Genomic DNA, 17,576 nt, shown 5'->3' with positions numbered 1-17,576 from the left:
TCGTGCGTCGAGGAGTACGCTCCGGGAGTCGTTCCCCTTCCCCCGAATGCCAAGGAGCCGCGCGTGCGTGCGATCCGCCGTGGAGAAACCGGACCTGCCGTCTTGGAGATCCGGACGATCCTGGTCGGTCTCGAACTTCTCGAGTCGCCCGAGGGTGACTTCGACGAGGCCTGCGAAACGGCCGTGCGGGCCTTCCAACAAAGTCGTGGCATCGGCGTCGGTGGCGTGGTGGACGACGAGACGTGGCAGGCGCTCGACGGGGCACGCTGGAAGCTCGGCGCCCGCACTCTGTTCCACTCCATCCCGTCGCTGATCGTCGGCGAGGACGTGCGGACCCTGCAGGAACGCCTGCTGGAGATGGGCTTCGACAGCGGGCGTGCGGACGGCATGTACGGTCCGCGGACGGCCCGCGCCGTCGCCCAGTTCCAGCGGGAGGTCGGACTGTCCCCGGACGGGTCGTGCGGCCCGCAGACCATGAACGCGTTGCGCCGACTCGGCCGCAAGGTGGTCGGCGGCCGGCCGCAGTGGCTGCGCGAGGCCGAGGCCTTCCGCCAGTCCGGGCCCAACCTGGTCGGCAAGACCATCGTCATCGACCCGGGCCACGGCGGCCCGGAGGATCTCGGCGTGCTGGTGCCGGACGGTCCGCTGCGCTGGACCGAGGCGGACCTGGTCTACGACACCGCGGCCCGGCTGGAGGGCCGGCTCGCCGCGGCAGGCATGCGCGTCCACATGACCCGCGGTCCGTCGCCGACGCGGATCATGTCCGGCGCCGAGCGTGCGCAGTTGGCCAACAGCCTGAACGCGGACCTGCTGATCTCATTGCATCTGGACGGCAACACCAACGAGGCCGCCTCCGGCGTCGCGACCTATCACTACGGCACCGGCAACGGCCTCACCTCGACGGTGGGGGAGCGCCTCGCCAACCTCGTGCAACGCGAGGTCGTGGTGCGCACCGGCATGCAGGACTGCCGCATCCATGCCAAGACGTGGGAGCTGCTGCGCCTGACCCGGATGCCCGCGGTACGGGTGGACCTCGGTTACCTGACGTCGCCGGAGGACCGGGCACGCCTGGTCGACCCGCTGGTGCGGGAGCAGATGGTGGAGGCGGTGCTGGCCGCGGTGCAGCGCATGTACTACCCGGTGGAGAACGACGTCCCCACCGGCTCGATCGACGTGCGCCAACTCCGTCTCGCCCTCGCGTCACGCAACGCTTAGGCCGCAGTCACTCTGGTGGCGCCCGGTCAGTTGTCCGCCGACCGGGTCGCCGCCGCTGGGCGTACCGGACGCAGCAGGTTTTCCGGAGTCATCGACCCGAGCAGCTTTTCCAGCGCGTATTCGACGTCGGACTTCCAGGACAGCGCCGTCCGCAATTCCAGCCGCAGCCTCGGGTAGCGCGGATGCGGGCGTACCGTCTTGAAACCGACCGACAGGAAAAAGTCGACCGGAACCAGACAACCCGCCATATTGCCGCCCTCGTCCGCCTCGCCGTACTTCGCGTCGCCGAACGCCTCGATCGCCTTGACGCCCCGCTTCGTCAGGTCGCGGGCGACGCCCTGCACGAGCATCCGTCCCAGACCGCCCCCGGCGAATGAGGTCACCACGTGCGCCGTCGTCAACAGCACCGCGTCCGGGGAGACCGGAGACGTCGGGAAGGCCATCGACCGCGGCACGTACGCCGGAGGGGCATACATCACGAAGCCGGCCGACATCCCGTCGACGTAGACGAGCTTGCCGCAGGAGCCCCACTCCAGCAGCGTCTGCGACACCCACGCTTCCTTTTCCAAAGCGGTGTCGCCCGCGGCGCAGGCGCGGTCACCTGAGACAGGGTCGAGTTCCCAATAGACGCACTCCCGGCACGGCCGGGGAAGATCCTCGAGGGTGTCGAGGGTCAAGTTGACCAGGCGTCGCGACATCGACGGCCCCCCCACCTAGCGCTTTCACGGACGTCGAAGCACGGTCCTGACACGTGCTCGTCCGCGCCCCCGCAGGCATCCTACGCCGCTCACCCCTTGATCGGCCGCCAATCCGCAGGCGGCGGGATGCCCGCGGTGGCTAGCATGACCTTCCGTTGCCGACCCTTGTGACGAATGAGGTGGATGAGGTGTCCGGAACCACGCAGGACGACTACACGGATCGCTATGCGAGGCGGGTCCGGGGCATGACAACCTCGGAGATCCGCGCGCTGTTCTCGGTCGCGAACCGGCCGGAGGTGGTGTCACTCGCCGGTGGCTCGCCGTACATCGCGGCGCTCCCGCTCGACGCGGTGGGCGAGATGCTCGGACGGCTGGCCGCCGAGCAGGGCACGAGCACCCTGCAGTACGGCATCGGGCAGGGCACGGCCGCGCTGCGGGAACACATCTGCGACGTGATGTCGATGTCCGGCATCGACGGCGCGTCCCCGGACGACGTGGTGGTCACCGTGGGCGGCCAGCAGGCGCTGGACCTCATCGCGCGCGTCTTCCTCGACCCGGGCGACGTGGTGCTCGCCGAGGGGCCGACCTACGTCGGCGCACTCGGCGTGTTCCAGGCCGCCCAGGCACAGGTGGCACACGTGGCGATGGACTCCGACGGCCTGATCCCCGCCGCGCTCGCGGAAACCCTCGACGCGGTCGCCCGGTCCGGACGTCGCGCGAAATTCCTCTACACCATCCCCACCTATCAGAACCCGGCCGGCGTCACGCTCACCGACGCCCGCCGCGAGGAGGTTCTCGACATCTGCGCGGCGCACGGCCTGCTCGTCGTCGAGGACGATCCGTACGGGATGTTGAGCTTCGAGGGCGGCGCACCCCGGCCGTTGCGAGCGCGTCGCCGGGACGGCGTCTTCTACGTGAGCACCTTCTCCAAGACGTTCGCCCCGGGCCTGCGCGTGGGGTGGGTGCTGGCGCCGCACGCCGTACGGGAGAAATTGGTGATGGCCTCCGAGGCCTCGATCCTGTGCCCGTCGGCGTTCGCACAGAGCGCCGTCACGCAATACCTGGCGACCATGCCGTGGCGGGAGCAGATCAAGGTTTATCGGGAGACGTACCGGGAGCGCCGCGAGGCGCTGCTGTCCGCGCTGGCCGACCTGATGCCGGAGGGCACCACCTGGACGCGGCCGGAGGGTGGCTTGTTCGTCTGGGCCACGTTGCCCGACGGCCTGGACTCCAAGGCGATGATGCCGCGGGCGATCGCCGCACGGGTGGCCTATGTCCCCGGCACCGGGTTCTACGCGGACGGGTCCGGCACCGCGCACATGCGGCTCAACTTCTCCTTCTCCGCGCCGGAACGGCTGCGGGAAGGCGTACGGCGATTGTCCGGCGTGATGGAACAGGAACTGTCCATGCGGGCGGTGTTCGGCTCGGCCGGACGCACGCACCACCGCCGCGGCGCGGCTGCCGCGGACGCACCGGGACCCGATGTGGCATGAGCGTCGACCCGCACGTGCTGGTGCTGGCCGGCGGCTTGTCGTACGAACGGGAGGTCTCGCTGCGCTCCGGGCGCCGGGTGGCCGACGCCCTGCGCGCCTCCGGGATCGACGTGACGATGCACGACGCCGACGCCGCGTTGCTCCCGCTGTTGCAGGCGGATCCGCCGGATGCCGTAGTGATCGCGCTGCACGGAGCCACCGGCGAGGACGGCTCGCTGCGGGGTGTGCTGGACCTGTGCGGCATTCCCTATGTCGGCTGCGACGCCCGGGCGTCACGGCTGGCATGGGACAAGCCGTCGGCCAAGGCGGTGCTGCGCGAGTCGGGCATCCCCACGCCGGATTGGGTGGCGCTGCCACATGACCGATTCTCCGAGCTGGGCGCGGTGGCCGTGCTCGACCGGATCGTGTCGCGGCTCGACCTGCCGCTGATGGTGAAGCCGGCGCAGGGTGGGTCCGGCCTGGGTGGCACGGTGGTGCGGTCGTCCGCCGACCTGCCGGCCGCGATGGTCGGCTGCTTCGCCTATCACGCGACGGCCCTGGTCGAGCGGTACGTGAACGGCATGGACGTCGCCGTATCGGTCGTCGACCAGGGATCCGGCCCGGAGGCGCTGCCGGCGGTGGAGATCGTGCCACGGGACGGCGTGTACGACTATGCCGCTCGATACACCGCCGGGCTGACCACATGGCACGTGCCGGCACGGCTGGATCCGGCCGTCGCCGCGCACGTCGCCGAGGTCGCGGTGGCGGCCCATCGGGCGCTGGGCCTGCGCGACCTGTCCCGGGTGGATCTCATCGTGGACGAGGACGGCACACCGCACGTCCTGGAGGTCAACGTTTCGCCGGGCATGACCGAGACGTCGTTGCTGCCGCTCGCTGTGCAGGCGAGCGGGCTGGAGTTCGGAAAGCTGTGGGCGACGCTCACGGAACGCGCCGCCGCGCGCGCCGACGCCGCCGGTCGCTGAAACCGCGCGTACGCCGTCCGGGCTCGCCGCCGTTCGCCTCCTCTATCGACGGGTCGCGGTTTCGCCGTCCGGTGACGGCATCGCAGCGGCCGGTGCCGGCCCCTCGGCCACACCCGACTGGGGCCGGTCGGACTGAGGCGGGTCCGACTGGGGCCGGTCGGACTGAGGCGGGTCGGACTGAGGCGGGTCGGCTTCCTTGAGGTCTTGGGTCTCGGCGAGGGCTTGGGTGCCGGCCTGATCCTCGGCGGCGGCTTCCCGGTCCGACGGAGTCCCGTTCTCTCCTCCCCGAGCCGCGCGACTCACGAAGACGGTGCCGGCCGTCTTGTCGGTGCCGCTCACCTCCGTCGCGTCGGTTTCCGCAACGACGGCCGGCTCCCCGGCACCGGTGTCCCCGGCGACGCCCGGCTCCCGGGAGGCTTCCGGCTCCCCGTCGGTTTCCGGCACCCCGGCCGTGCTCGGGTCGCTGATCGTGGACGGCGACTGCCATGCGATGTGCGGCGGTTCGGCGTTCGCGGTCCCGCCGAAGTCCGCCAGCCAGGCCGCCACGAGCGCGAGGTTCTCCCGCCACTGCTGCTCCGGAATGACCGGCAGAATGTCGTCCCACAGGGAGAGGAACGTGCCACGCAATTGCAGCCGACCGTGTGGTCGCGCCAGGAACCAGATGTGCATGTGCGCCGACCCGTCACCCCACCGATTCACGTGGACGCGCGCGACACCGTCCAGCGACCGGATGGCACGCTCCAGGCGAACCGTCATGACGCCCAGCTCGGCCGCGAGGAGGTTCGGCAGATCTCCGAGGTCGAGGTGGGATCGACACTCAAGGATCAGGACCACCGGCAGGCCGGTAGGTCGGTCCATGGCGCGTACGCGCCACCGCTCACTGACCCAGATGTACGCATCGTCCGGCGTATTGCAGGCAACGCAGTCGGTGGCGTCTTCACCGCTGCGGCGGGGCTCCTCGGCGACCGGCGCGGCGAGCGCCTTGACGCGAAGGTCGCCCTCGAAGGGGAACGACGGCCAACGCGTGAAGTCCGGCAGGGGGGCGGCGTTGTCGGGCACGAACCGACCTTAGTCGAGGTCACGGCACACTGTCCCGGGTCAATTTCCGGCGAAGCAGGTGATCCGACGTCGGCCGATCGGCCAGTCGCGACGACACTCCTCGTACTGCGGACAGTGACGCTCATGACGGCGTGAAGTTATCCACAGGCGTTATCCACAGGCGGCCCAGTTTCACGTGAAACACCATGTCGTGGGCCTGCTGAGCCTGTGGATATATGCGTGGACACTCCCCGTCACGACGGCTCGTTTCACGTGAAACGGGGCCCGTACAAAAGTTCTCAACAGGCTTACGCACAGGGTGTGGATAACGCGGTTCCCCGATGTAATGGGCCCAGGTGGGCGCGCATGTGCCCCTCGTCGACTCGGTCAACGGCCTCTCGGCCCGGCACGCTCCCGGACCGTAGGGCGTCGCGGCGGCCATGACGCGGTGTCACCACTCGCGCGGACGACTCTCACCCGTACCGTCTCGACACTGATCCGCACCGTTCTCGGCGCCTGTGGATGAGCCCCGCGAGCAGCCCCCGATGATCCCCCATGGCGGCCAACAGCCGCTGTCTCCGGGCGCCGGTGTTTCGGAGCGGCGGTGTTTCGGGGCGGCGGTGTTTCGGGGCGGCGGTGTTTCGGGGCGGTGCAGTCCCCAGACGGTGCAGTCTCCGGGCGGCACGGTCTCCGGGCGGCACGGCTGTTCCACGTGAAACATGCCGCCACTCGGCTTGAGTTTCGATCGACCTTCCGATCGGCATCCCGGACCCTCTCCCGCTTCGGCCGTCCGGCTCGGTCTCACCCTCTGGCTCTTTCTTCTCCGACGTCCACCCCTCTCCGGCAACGGCTCTCAACTGGCAGCCGGCTGTCCGCTGACGGACGGACCTCCACTGACGGCCGACCCGCCGCTGACGGACGCTGGTCTCCGCTGGCGGCCCGCCTCCGTCAGCCGGGCCTGCGCCGCTCATCCCTCGCGCACGCGTCTCGGCCGCCTGGGCATACATGCGTACTCGCTTCGGCCAATCTGCCCCGGCGCGGGCTTTACGCCATCCGACCCGAAGCGTCGTCGGGCTGGTGCCATCCGCTCGTCTGCCCGTGGCGGGGAGTGGCCGCCGTCCGATCGGAGAACCCGGCTCGGGCCATCCTCGTCGTTTCACGTGAAACGGGAGCGACCCCGCTTCACCATGCCTCGACGCGCCCTCGCCGCCGCGCTTCGCGCGTTCCGGTTGCCCTATGCCTCGGTCTCACCCACCGACCGCCGTCCCGCGGCCCCCGGACCTTCCGCCACTCGTCCCCGCCACTCGTCCCGTCCCCTCCATCCCGCCCATCCGTCCCGCCCCTCCGTCCCGCTCCGCGGCCACTCGGCCGCACGATCCCTCGGCCGCCCCTCAGCGTTGCCGGGAACTACAGAACTTCCGACGACAGCCAGGGCAGGCACGGCAATCGCCTCGTCGCTCGGACGATCGGCGTCCTTTCGTCTGCGGCCGTCGTCCGCGGCCGTCGTCCGCGGGGAGGGCTGCCCGCGAGGCCGCGAGGATGCGCGAGGCCGCGATCATGCAGGCCCGAGGCATCCGCTCCGGTCCGGTCGGTCGACGCCTGCCCCCGGGGCGGTTCCACCAGCCGACGGTCACCGCCCATAGCCCGGCGATCGAACGGGGATGACACGCGAAGGGCGCCGCCTCGCACACTCAGCTTCGCCCGGGCAACCCACCCTTCGCTCAGCTTCACCCGGACCCACCTTTGTGCCTGGCCGTCGCGTGCTGAGGCGGATCGGCTGTGGTGTCCCAGGGCGGGAGATAAGGGCGGCGGGGTCCAAGGATGAAGCGTGGCGACGGCACCTGGGGCATGGGTGTCGCTGCCGCACCGCACCGCCACATGCGCCGTTTCACGTGAAACGGAGGACGGTGGATTCGCCGACCGGGCACGGTCCGCTTGACGCCACGCGGCCACATCCGGAGCCGACGCTATGGACGACACGGACTCGCAGCCGCCGAGGCTCCTGGGGATTCCCCTGGGCCGCGAAGCATCACCGCGCTACGAGGTACTCGGCTTCGCCCGGTGTGCGCCGCCCGTTACCGCCACCACGACTCGGCTCGAACGTTCGCGTAGGGGAGCCCCACCTCGCCGCGCATCGCGCGATTCGAGCTACTCCAGGTACGCCGCATCATCGCGGTTGAGGCCGCGGGGCAAGGCGCTGTTTCACGTGAAACCGCGTCCCCGCATCCCTTGCGATCATCAAGATCGCGGTCGACACCGCCACCCGGTGCCGTCACGAGGCCGCAGAACTTTGCCGAGCGGGATGCTGCCGTGCCAACGATCGGCGGCACGGTCGAGGGGCTTGCAGATGGAGCACCGATGGCCTTCGCCACCAAGACGGCCGCATTCCGTGCCCCACGCCTATCGAGAGGAACACGGCCGGCAGCACGGTGCCGCTGCGGCGTGGCGGTCCCACAGCTCGGCAGATTCAGCCCCGGCGCACGAGAGCCCGGCGCCGAGGTCAACGGATGCGAATCCGCCCGTGTCCTCGGCCGTGCGCCCCAGCCGCCATCCATCGCGGCCGGTTTCACGTGAAACGGGGAATCGGGCCAACGCCGTTCGCGGCAGACAACGCGACCGAAGAAGGGCGGGCACGCCACCGCGACTGGACCAGAGCGAGGACACCAATGCCTACGCAGCGGTCACGCAGCGACGTCACCGCCGATGTCTGCGGCATCCGTCCCGGCCACGCTCGCGCCGGATTGTCACCGATCCCTCGTGAAGACGACGGAGCATCGCGCTCAAGCGACCGTCAAAATCGCCCGCCGCAGAGAGGCACCGAGGCGGGATCCGCTGTATCACCGGCGGCGACCTCTGCGGCAATTCCGGGTGACCGCCGACCGGACGACGGCCGACCTCCGTCGAGACCGTCAGTTCCGAGTTCCGGCAAACCTTGGGACGCAGGCGCCATCGTCCATACGCCACGCCACCGAGGGACGGTCGCCGCTCGCCCTTCATAAGTGAATCCTGCTCATGTTACGACCGAGAAGGCTCGGAACGGGGAAGGCCGACGGAAGCAAAGCCAACGGAGACGCCGGCGGGGTTGCGGTGCCGTGGAAATACCAGAAAAGGGGCGTTCAAAACGTCGTACGTGCTCGGAAAGGAGAGACGTGAAATCCCAGGAGAATGGCTTCCAGAGAAGTAATTGACGCATCAAATGAAGATCATCTCGCGTTTCCGGCCACCATCGAGATCGCCGGGCTCGCCCGGCGATACTAAGCGCGGGCACCACCACAAGCGGGCACCACCACGAGAGCGGGCACCACCACAAAGACGAGGCGCGCGACCCGGAACGGGGTCGCGCGCCTCGATACGCGTCGGCGGTACTGTCAGTCCTCGGAGGAGGAGGAGCCTCCTCCTCCTCCCTCTTCCTCCACACCGATCATGCCGACGATGCGTTCCAGGTCGTCGACCGTCGCGAACTCGATGGTGATCTTTCCCTTGTTCCGCCCGATGTCGACCTTCACCCGCGTGTCGAATCGGTCCGAGAGTCGGTCCGCCAAATCGTTCAGGGCCGGAGCATGCACCTTAGGACGCCGGGTCGGTGCCGCCTTCTTCGCCGGCCCATCGGCGAGCGCGAGCGAGACGAGTTCTTCAGTTGCGCGTACGGAAAGCCCCTCGGCGACGATCCGCAGGGCGAGCTGTTCCTGGGAGTCGTTGTCCTCCAGGGACAGCAGGGCTCGTGCGTGTCCGGCGGAGAGCACTCCCGCAGCGACGCGTCGCTGCACCGGCGACGGCAGATTGAGCAGCCGGATGGTATTGGAGATCTGCGGACGGCTCCGGCCGATGCGCTTCGCCAATTCCTCGTGCGTGGCCCCGAACTCCTCCAGCAACTGCTGGTAAGCGGCGGCTTCTTCGAGTGGGTTCAGGTTGGCCCGGTGGATGTTCTCCAGGAGCGCGTCCCGCAGCATGTCATCGTCGCGGGTGTCCCGGACGATGGCCGGGATGGTCTCCTTGCCGACGGCCTGGGCGGCTCGCCAGCGCCGTTCGCCCATGACCAGTTCGTAGTGGCCGTCACCGAGGTCACGGACGACGATGGGCTGCAGGAAGCCGACCTCCTGGATGGAGGTCTTCAGCTCCTCCAGGGCCTCCTCGTCGAAGACCTGCCGGGGCTGCTTGGGGTTCGGCACGATGTCCGTCACCGACAGCTCGGCGAACTTGGCCCCGGGCACCGGGCTCAAGTCGGTGGCCTGCTCGGGCTCGGCCGCCGCGCCGAGCGGCGGCTCCGTGGCCACGGAGAACTGCGCGGGAGGCGCCGACGCCGAAGCGGCCGCAGCGTTCTCCGCCGCGGCCCCGGTGGGGATCAGCGCACCTAGGCCCCGCCCGAGGCCTCCGCGCGGACGATTTTTCATGCGGCGCCTCCGTTATCGACCCCACGCAGCGCAATCTCCAGCGCCGCCTCGAAATAGCTCGTGGCGCCCCGCGAACCAGGGTCGTAGGTCATCACGGATTGGCCGTAGCTCGGCGCCTCGGACACCCGTACGTTTCGCGGAATGACTGCCTGCAGAACCTTGCCTCCGAAGTGGTTCCGCACGTCTTGCTCCACGGCGTCGGCCAGCCGGGTCCGCCGGTCGTACATGGTGAGCAGGATCGTCGACACGTCGAGCGTGGGGTTCAGGTGCTGACGCACCAGATTGATGTTGTTGATGAGCTGGTTCAGGCCCTCCAGGGCGTAGTACTCGCACTGGATGGGGATCAGGACCTCCTGCGCCGCGCACAACGCGTTGACCGTCAGCAGTCCCAGCGACGGCGGGCAGTCGATGAAGACGTAGTCGAACTTCTCGGGGTGGGCGGCGATGGCACGCGCCAGGCGCGACTCGCGAGCAACCACGGACACCAGTTCGATCTCGGCGCCGGCGAGGTCTATGGTCGCCGGCACGCAGAACAGGTTCGGTATGCCCTCGACCGGCTGGGCGATGTCGGAGAGGGGCGTGTTGTCGATCAGGCAGTCGTAGACGTCCGGGACGCCCGCGTGGTGCGGCACGTTCAAGCCGGTGGACGCGTTGCCCTGCGGGTCGAGGTCGACGACGAGCACCCGGTTGCCGTGCAGGGCGAGAGCGACGGCGAGATTCACGGTCGTCGTCGTCTTGCCGACGCCACCCTTCTGGTTGGCGACACAGAGGACCCTCGGATGGTCGGGTCGCGGCATGATGATCTCGCCGCTGGGATTGAGGATCTGCACAGCACGCAACGCTTCCATGGCCAGCGGCGGATCGTCCTCATCCCGGCCCGGCGTTTCACGTGAAACATACTCGTCGGAGTTCGCCGACGGCTGCTCCGGATCGGGGGCGGCGGGGGAGACGGCCTGCTCCGTGCGTGGCACCGGAGGCGTGGTGGCCGACGCGTCCGCGCCGGGCGTGCCATAGACACGTCCGGCGGTCGGTTGTGACCCCTCGCCGTACCCACTCCCGGCACGCGGTTGCGGGACGTTGCGCTCTCCGCCGTCGAAATCGACGGCGGCTCCTACGCCTCGTTGGGCGTCAGTTTCACGTGAAACATCGTCCGGGGCTCTGCCGAAGTCATGCACCGTCTCGTCCCTGCCTGATCGGATTGGGTCGGCACCGCGAGTGCTCACCGTGGCACCGGCTGGCGATGCGTGCGGTCTGGCAGGAGGCTGCGAAGCGCCGGACTCTCCCGCCGACCGGTCCACACTATCGACGCGCGGCCAGCCTACGGGTGCCGGGCGAGCCTTGCCATCCTTGTCCGCCTGATGAGTCCGCGGTCCGTCGATCACCGGCGCTTGAAAGATCATAAATCCCGGCAGCAACCGAAGGGCAGCCCCATGGACGGGAGCTTGCTCACTGGGCCACCCCGTCCCGCATTCCTGCGGGGCGTCGAGACCGGCAGGCGGGCAGGACGCTTCCACGGGAGCGGCCGGGCGGGGAGGCGGCGCGGCCCTCGGCCGTCGTGGGGGACCGGCGGCCTCCGGGCGGGAGCGCGCCGACGGTGGAACTCTTCCGGTCCGCTTCCGCGCGCTCCGCCTGGCCATCTATCCCCTCCGCGTTCTCCTCTGCCCGGTTGTGCCACGGCCACCGCGCCCGCCCTTGCCGCCGCGCCGGTCGGACGCCGGCGCACCGGAGCCCGAGCCGGACACGGACCGCGACCGGCCCGATGCCCGTACGGCCGAAGCGACAGCCCGCTCCCGTACGATCTCCACGACCGTTGCCGGAGGCTCGATGACGCCCTGACCGCAACGCACGACGGCAGGTTCCGCACCACCGAGCCGCACGATCGCCTGGCGGTGCTCCCGCACCTCGTCCGCGGCCGAGGCACCCTTGAGGGCGAGCAATCGGCCACCGACTGCGGCGAGCGGCAAGCACCAACCGGCGAGCCGGTCGAGTGGTGCGACCGCCCGAGCGGTGACGACGTCGGCGGCGGGGGGTCCACCGACGAGTTCTTCGGCTCGGCCACGGACGACCGTCACGGTCGAGTCGAGGCCAAGCGCTGTCACCGCTTCGGACAGGAACGCGGTCCGTCGTGCTAGCGGCTCGACCAGAGTGATGGTGAGATCGGGACGAGCCACCGCAAGCACGATACCGGGCAAACCAGCACCAGAGCCTATATCCATAACAGAAGCACCGTAAAAGATCATTTCGGACATGACGCCGCAGTTGATGAGGTGGCGTTCCCATATCCGCGGAGCCTCCCGCGGCCCGATCAGTCCGCGCACCACGCCGTCGGACATCAGCAGCCGGGCATAGCGAACGGCCAGGTCGAGACGGTCGCCGAAGACGCGTGACGCCGCAGCGGCGGACTCCGCCGGAGGTTCCGGACCCGGATCCGGTGACGCGTACGAGGATGGGGGAGAAGCATGCGGCCCGGACGACTGGTCGTCCGGGCCGCAGCCACTCCCGCCAGAGCGGGATTCCGTCATGCGCGCGTCATTCGGCGGGCCGGACGATGATCCGGCGGTTCGGCTCGACGCCCTCAGACTCGCTCTCCACGCCGTCGATCGCGTTGACGACGTCGTGCACGCACTTGCGCTCGAACGCCGACATCGGCTCCAGCCGCACGGCGTCACCGTGCTCCTTCACCTTCTCCACCGCGTTGCGCGCCACCGCCCCCAGCTCCTTGCGGCGACTGGCGCGGTATCCGCCGATGTCGAGCAGGAGCCGGCTCGGCGACCCGGTCGCCCGGAAGATCGCCAGCCGGGTCAGCTCCTGCAACGCTTCCAGGGTGGCCCCGCGCTGCCCGACGAGCGGCTGCAGCCGACCACCGACGACCTCGACCATCGGCCGCCCGGCCGACACCAGCTCGTCGATGTCGCCGTCGTAGTCGAGGATGTCCAGCAAGCCTTCGACGTAATCCGCGGCAATCTCACTCTGACGGAACAGGTCGCCGTCCGAGGTGGCGGTTTCCGTCTTTGCCGGCTCCTCCGTCGCCGAGTCTGCGGCCGCCACGGCCGAGGAATCAGGAGTGCTGGTATCGGTCACGGTGTCATCTCCGTAGTGATTGCTCGTCCCACGGCCGTGGGGAGGTCTGCAGGGAATCAACCCTTGGGTTTGCCGGCGGGACGTGCGCCCTTCTTCGGGTTCACCGGCTTGGCACCCGGCTTGGGCGCGCGGGCCTTGGCGTCCAGCACCGGGCCCTGCGGCTCCGGCGCGCTCTTGCCCCGGCCGAACAGCCCGCCGGTGCGGGACGGCTGCACCGGGCCGCCCTTGACCGGCTTCGCCGGGGCGCCCTTCGCGGACGGCTTCGCCGGGGCGCCCTTGCCGTTGGACGACGCACCACGAGCGGCGGCGGTCTTCGCCCCGGCCATCTGCGGCGGCGGGTACTTACGCAGCACCCACTGCTGCTGTCCCAGGGTGAAGAGGTTGTTGGTGACCCAGTAGATGACCACACCGATCGGGAACAGCGAACCGGAGACGAGCAGCGACAGGGGAATGCCGTACAGCATCAGCCGCTGGATCATCTTCTGCTGCGGGTCCTCGGCCCAACCGGTCTTGAGGATCATCTGGCGGCTGGTCAGGTAGGTGGTGGTCATCATGATGAGGACCAGCACACCGGCAATGATCTTCACCGTGGTGCCGTTCGCCCCGAGGGCGGCCAGTTCCTCAGCGGTGGAGCCGAACTTGGCGGGCAGCGGAGCGGTGAACAGCGACGCGTGTGTGGCGTCTTCGAACTGCTGGACCGTCCATCCGTACAGCGTCTTCCCGCCGTTGTCCGGGCTGAGCCGGCGCAGTACGTGGAACAGACCCAGGAAGACCGGGATCTGCAGGAACATCGGGAGGCAACCCATCAGCGGGTTCGCCTTCTCGGTCCGGTACAGCTCCATCATTTCCTTCTGGAGCGTTTCCCGGTCGCCCTTGTGCTTCTCCTGCAGCTCCTTGACCTTGGGCTGGAGTGCCTGCATGGCCCGCTGGGACTTGATCTGCTTGACGAAGACCGGGAACAGGATGACGCGAACCGTCACCACCAGGCACACAATCGCCAGCACCCACGCCCAGTTGGTGCCCAGGAAGCGGCCGTCGGGGACGCCGATGGCATCCCACAGGCCGTGCCACTGCAGGAGGATCCACGAAATGGCGGAGTAGATCCAGTCGAGACTCAATTCACGCTCCAGTCACATCGGCAGGACGGTGACGGATCGGGTCAGGCACCGGGTCGTACCCGCCAGGGTGGAAAGGATGGCAGCGCAGCAATCGCCAGACCGCCAATCCGGTCCCGCGCAGCGCGCCGTGCCGCTCGATCGCCTCGACGGCGTAGGCGCTGCACGAAGGATAAAACCGGCAGCGGGCCGGCAATGCCGGGCTCACATAACGACGGTACGCGACGACCGCCGCCCGGAGCATTCGGGCAACGACGCTCATCGCGGCCGCCGAGGTCTGCGGACGGCGGTGAGCGCGGCATCCAGGTCCGCGCCGAGCTGGTCGTACGTCGCCGAGGCGGCCTGGGGCAGCGCGCGCACCACAAGCATCGCCTCCGCCGGGAGGCCGGCCAATCGGTCGCGCGTCACCTCGCGCAGGCGGCGCCGGACCCGGTTGCGCGTCACGGCGTTGCCGACCGCCTTGGACACGACGAAGCCGGCGCGTGCCGTGGTGGCTTGCGCCGGCTCGTGGACGAACAGGTGCACGACGACGGTCCCCCGGCCGACCCGCCGCCCACCGCGGATCGCCGCGGCGAAGTCGGTGCTCCGCCGCAGTCGCTGCGCGGCGGCCAGCATGACTACCTGAGCATCCGGGTCGGGACCAGCCGTCGGCTCAGGCCGACAGCTTGGCGCGGCCCTTGGACCGACGAGACGCCAGGATCGCTCGGCCGGCGCGGGTGCGCATGCGCAGCCGGAAACCGTGGGTCTTGGCACGCCGGCGGTTGTTCGGCTGATAGGTGCGCTTGCTCACGTCAGGAACTCCGTTTTCGAAGGCGATTCGGTGCGCAACGTCATCCGTCGCGCACCGACAGCGGTCCGTGGTGCGGTTGGCATGCATCCGGTCCAGCCATGCTCAGCGGTGCACGAATGCAGTGCACGACATCAAGCAGTGCATGCGCTCAGCAGGACAGCCGACACCGCGCTCCACCTTAGCAGAGCGGGCCGGAGCAACCGCTCGACCCTACGCAGGGCCGATGGGCCGGTCAACTATGCGGTGGCGACGCGCCGTAACCCCCACCGACGGAACGGTCGTTCACGATCGGGGCATGATCTCAGATCGGCACGGATGGCCGTCTTTCTGCGCGTCCCATGAATCTTCACACATCCCGAGCGCTCACCCGGGTATACCGCAGTTGAAGCAGTGGGCCTAGCGCTGTTAGCGTGCCCGCTTGCTGGTCTCCAGCACAGTTCACATACCTCCGCGAGCTGGCCAAAACCGGACGAGGCGGTTAATCGTTCGGCACGGTGAGCCTGTTTCCCGCGCCATACAGGCTTTCCGGAGCCTGCCTACCATCCGGCCGGGGGAGCGACCGCCGACACGTGCACAGGTTGTGGATAACCTGTGGACAGTAGTGGCACCGTGCACGTCGGCACGCAGGAGGTTTCTGGGTTGGGGGGGCCTGGTCGTCGCCCGCGCAAGACGACGACCGGCAGTGGTGGAGACCGAACAAGGCGTCGGATGGCCGGCGGCGATGGGGGTGGCGCAGAGGTGGCCGATTCGGTCGACCTGAGCCAGGTATGGGCGGAGGCGACGGACGAGCTCGCGGACGAGATCGTCTCGGCGCAGCAACGTGCCTACCTTCGGCTTACCCGCCTACGTGCCATCGTCGAGGACACCGCGCTGCTGTCCGTTCCGGACGCCTTCACCCGCGACGTGATCGAGTCCCGGCTTCGCCCCGCGATAACCGACGCGTTGTCGCGGCGACTGGACCGGCCGATTCAGGTCGCGGTCACCGTGCGACCGCCGGAGGACGGCTCCGGCCGGCCCGGAACCGTCTACGGCACGCCGCCCCCGCCCCCGGAAGCCCCCGGCCAGCCGGGCCACTACGCCGAACCGGCCGCCGGCAACCGCTACCAACCGCCGCAGCAGGTGTCGCCCGGGCCGCCCGCCTACCCCGTCCAGGACGGCTACCCCACCGGCTCCGCGCAGCACACCACGGCATACTCGCGGCAGGTTCCGGTCGCTCGTGACGGACAGGAAGCGCTGTTCGCCGCGCCGATGCAGACGTCCGCGCCGCAGGCGCCGTCCGCGATGCCGGTGCAGTCCGGGCCCGGCCATGACAAGCGGGACCACAACGATCAAAGCGGTCATCGGATCGCCGCCGAGTCGGCACGCCTGCGGGAGAACCAGCGGCACCACGACGACCGCCGCGACGACGCGATGCGAGCGGGCCACGGCGGAGACAGCGGCCCCGGCCGCGCGCCGGTCGATCTGCGCGGCGTCGGTCGCGACGACCGTGGGTCCACCAGCAACGACGGCAACCGGCTGAACCCCAAGTACATGTTCGAGACGTTCGTCATCGGCTCGTCCAACCGGTTCGCCCATGCCGCGTCCGTCGCCGTGGCCGAGTCGCCGGCCAAGGCGTACAACCCGCTCTTCATCTATGGCAGCTCCGGCCTGGGCAAGACACATCTCTTGCACGCCATCGGCCACTACGCCACCACGCTGGGCCACGCTCGCTCGGTCAGATATGTGTCGACCGAGGAGTTCACCAACGACTTCATCAACAGCCTGCGTGACGACAAGACGCAGGCGTTCCAGCGCCGTTACCGGGACGTCGACATCCTTCTCATCGACGACATCCAGTTCCTGGAGAACCGCGAACGTACGCAGGAGGAGTTCTTCCACACCTTCAACACCCTGCACAACGCGAACAAGCAGATCGTCATCACGTCGGACCGTTCGCCGCGGCAACTGGCCACCCTGGAAGACCGGATGCGCACCCGGTTCGAGTGGGGACTGCTCGCCGACATCCAGCCGCCGGACCTTGAGACGCGGATCGCGATCTTGCAGAAGAAGGCCGCCCAGGAGCGCATGTACGCGCCCGACGACGTGCTGGAGTTCATCGCCTCACGGGTGTCCAATTCGATTCGAGAGTTGGAAGGCGCGCTCATCCGGGTCACGGCCTTCGCAAGCCTGACGCGATCGCCGGTGCAACTCTCCCTGGCCGAAGAGGTGTTGCGCGACTTCGTGCCGGACGGCGCCGGACCGGAGATCACGGCAGACCAGATCATGGTGTCCACGGCGGACTACTTCGGCGTGAGCCTGGAGGACCTGCGCGGGCACTCACGTTCCCGCGTGCTGGTGAACGCACGTCAGGTGGCGATGTATCTGTGCCGCGAGCTGACCGAGCTGTCCCTGCCGCGGATCGGTCAGGCCTTCGGCGGGCGCGACCACACCACGGTGATGCACGCGGACCGCAAGATCCGGCAGCACATGGCGGAGCGGCGGTCGCTCTACAACCAGATCGCGGAACTGACGAACCGCATCAAGCAGAACACCTGACGTCCCGTCCGGGCCCGGGCACGCTTCGATCACGGGTCAGCCGACACCCCTGATCTCACCACGCCCGCACGCGCCCGCCCCGCTGCTCCCGCGCCGCTGCTCCCGCAGCGCTATCACGCCGTGGTTCAGGGCCACCTGGAGCTGCTCCCGCGCCCGTCACACCGTCACACCGTCACACCGCCACACCGCCACACCGCCACACCGCCACACCGCCACACCGCCACACCGCCACACCGCCACACCGCCACACCGCCACAC

14 protein-coding genes are annotated in these 17,576 nt (G+C 69.2%); 4 read left to right on the top strand and 10 right to left on the bottom strand.

Translation table 11 applies throughout. The features are described from left to right. Positions 1-63: 63 nt before the first annotated feature. Positions 64-1,215, top strand: a complete 1,152-nt coding sequence (locus tag IEY73_RS14520; protein ID WP_189079731.1) for an N-acetylmuramoyl-L-alanine amidase — start codon at positions 64-66, stop codon at positions 1,213-1,215. Between the two features lie 26 nt (positions 1,216-1,241). On the opposite strand, the gene IEY73_RS14515 is transcribed toward IEY73_RS14520, so the two are convergent. Next, positions 1,242-1,913 carry a GNAT family N-acetyltransferase gene (locus tag IEY73_RS14515; RefSeq protein WP_189079730.1) on the bottom strand — a complete coding sequence of 224 codons (672 nt, stop codon included), beginning with the start codon at positions 1,911-1,913 and terminating at the stop codon, positions 1,242-1,244. Between the two features lie 188 nt (positions 1,914-2,101). Between IEY73_RS14515 and IEY73_RS14510 the strand changes: the two genes are divergently transcribed. Together IEY73_RS14510 and IEY73_RS14505 are read left to right on the top strand one after the other, a co-directional pair. After that, positions 2,102-3,406 carry an aminotransferase-like domain-containing protein gene (locus IEY73_RS14510; RefSeq protein ID WP_189079729.1) on the top strand — a complete coding sequence of 435 codons (1,305 nt, stop codon included), beginning with the start codon at positions 2,102-2,104 and terminating at the stop codon, positions 3,404-3,406. Beyond that, positions 3,403-4,368 carry a D-alanine--D-alanine ligase family protein gene (locus tag IEY73_RS14505; protein ID WP_189079728.1) on the top strand — a complete coding sequence of 322 codons (966 nt, stop codon included), beginning with the start codon at positions 3,403-3,405 and terminating at the stop codon, positions 4,366-4,368. Before IEY73_RS14510 ends, IEY73_RS14505 begins: the two co-directional genes overlap by 4 nt. A gap of 42 nt (positions 4,369-4,410) precedes the next feature. On the opposite strand, the gene IEY73_RS33545 is transcribed toward IEY73_RS14505, so the two are convergent. The 9 genes from IEY73_RS33545 to rpmH all read right to left on the bottom strand — a co-directional run bounded on the left by IEY73_RS33545 (position 4,411) and on the right by rpmH (position 14,783). Continuing rightward, positions 4,411-5,427 (bottom strand): hypothetical protein, encoded by a 1,017-nt coding sequence (locus IEY73_RS33545; RefSeq protein WP_444543375.1) that lies wholly within the window; start codon positions 5,425-5,427, stop codon positions 4,411-4,413. 3,347 nt (positions 5,428-8,774) lie between these two features. After that, positions 8,775-9,797, bottom strand: a complete 1,023-nt coding sequence (locus IEY73_RS14495) for a ParB/RepB/Spo0J family partition protein (protein ID WP_189079727.1) — start codon at positions 9,795-9,797, stop codon at positions 8,775-8,777. Beyond that, positions 9,794-11,095: a ParA family protein gene (locus IEY73_RS14490; RefSeq protein ID WP_373292795.1), complete on the bottom strand. Its 1,302-nt coding sequence runs from the start codon at positions 11,093-11,095 to the stop codon at positions 9,794-9,796. The genes IEY73_RS14495 and IEY73_RS14490 overlap by 4 nt, the downstream gene beginning before the upstream one ends. 339 nt (positions 11,096-11,434) lie before the next feature. After that, entirely contained in the window at positions 11,435-12,319 is an 885-nt protein-coding gene (gene rsmG, locus IEY73_RS14485; protein WP_189079726.1) for a 16S rRNA (guanine(527)-N(7))-methyltransferase RsmG, read from the bottom strand. 7 nt (positions 12,320-12,326) lie between these two features. Then, entirely contained in the window at positions 12,327-12,845 is a 519-nt protein-coding gene (locus IEY73_RS14480; RefSeq protein WP_229715852.1) for a Jag family protein, read from the bottom strand. Positions 12,846-12,934: 89 nt separating this feature from the next. After that, positions 12,935-13,996 carry a membrane protein insertase YidC gene (gene yidC / locus IEY73_RS14475; protein WP_189079724.1) on the bottom strand — a complete coding sequence of 354 codons (1,062 nt, stop codon included), beginning with the start codon at positions 13,994-13,996 and terminating at the stop codon, positions 12,935-12,937. A gap of 1 nt (position 13,997) precedes the next feature. Next, complete coding sequence (gene yidD / locus IEY73_RS14470; RefSeq protein WP_189079723.1) at positions 13,998-14,255, bottom strand: membrane protein insertion efficiency factor YidD; 258 nt, start codon at positions 14,253-14,255, stop codon at positions 13,998-14,000. Beyond that, a complete protein-coding gene (gene rnpA, locus IEY73_RS14465) occupies positions 14,252-14,608 on the bottom strand; it encodes a ribonuclease P protein component (RefSeq protein WP_189079722.1) in 357 nt (118 codons plus the stop codon). The genes yidD and rnpA overlap by 4 nt, the downstream gene beginning before the upstream one ends. 37 nt (positions 14,609-14,645) lie before the next feature. Then, positions 14,646-14,783: a 50S ribosomal protein L34 gene (gene rpmH, locus IEY73_RS14460; protein ID WP_189079721.1), complete on the bottom strand. Its 138-nt coding sequence runs from the start codon at positions 14,781-14,783 to the stop codon at positions 14,646-14,648. Positions 14,784-15,491: 708 nt separating this feature from the next. On the opposite strand from rpmH, the gene dnaA reads away from it, so the two are divergent. Beyond that, positions 15,492-17,318 carry a chromosomal replication initiator protein DnaA gene (gene dnaA / locus IEY73_RS14455; protein WP_189079720.1) on the top strand — a complete coding sequence of 609 codons (1,827 nt, stop codon included), beginning with the start codon at positions 15,492-15,494 and terminating at the stop codon, positions 17,316-17,318. The last annotated feature ends 258 nt before the right edge of the window (positions 17,319-17,576 follow it).

It is taken from the genome of Mangrovihabitans endophyticus, from assembly GCF_014646155.1.
GTDB classification, from domain to species: Bacteria; Actinomycetota; Actinomycetes; order Mycobacteriales; family Micromonosporaceae; genus Actinoplanes; species Actinoplanes endophyticus.
Note: the sequence above shows the minus strand (reverse complement) of the source record. Positions and strands in the feature narration are given on the sequence as shown.

Bases quoted from the DNA above. Each gene is read 5' to 3' on its own strand.
- IEY73_RS14515 (WP_189079730.1), bottom strand. From the start codon at position 1,913: ATGTCGCGACGCCTGGTCAACTTGACCCTCGACACCCTCGAGGATCTT.
- IEY73_RS14505 (WP_189079728.1), top strand. From the start codon at position 3,403: ATGAGCGTCGACCCGCACGTGCTGGTGCTGGCCGGCGGCTTGTCGTAC.
- IEY73_RS14495 (WP_189079727.1), bottom strand. From the start codon at position 9,797: ATGAAAAATCGTCCGCGCGGAGGCCTCGGGCGGGGCCTAGGTGCGCTG.
- rsmG (WP_189079726.1), bottom strand. From the start codon at position 12,319: ATGACGGAATCCCGCTCTGGCGGGAGTGGCTGCGGCCCGGACGACCAG.
- yidD (WP_189079723.1), bottom strand. From the start codon at position 14,255: ATGAGCGTCGTTGCCCGAATGCTCCGGGCGGCGGTCGTCGCGTACCGT.
- rnpA (WP_189079722.1), bottom strand. From the start codon at position 14,608: ATGCTGGCCGCCGCGCAGCGACTGCGGCGGAGCACCGACTTCGCCGCG.
- dnaA (WP_189079720.1), top strand. From the start codon at position 15,492: ATGGCCGGCGGCGATGGGGGTGGCGCAGAGGTGGCCGATTCGGTCGAC.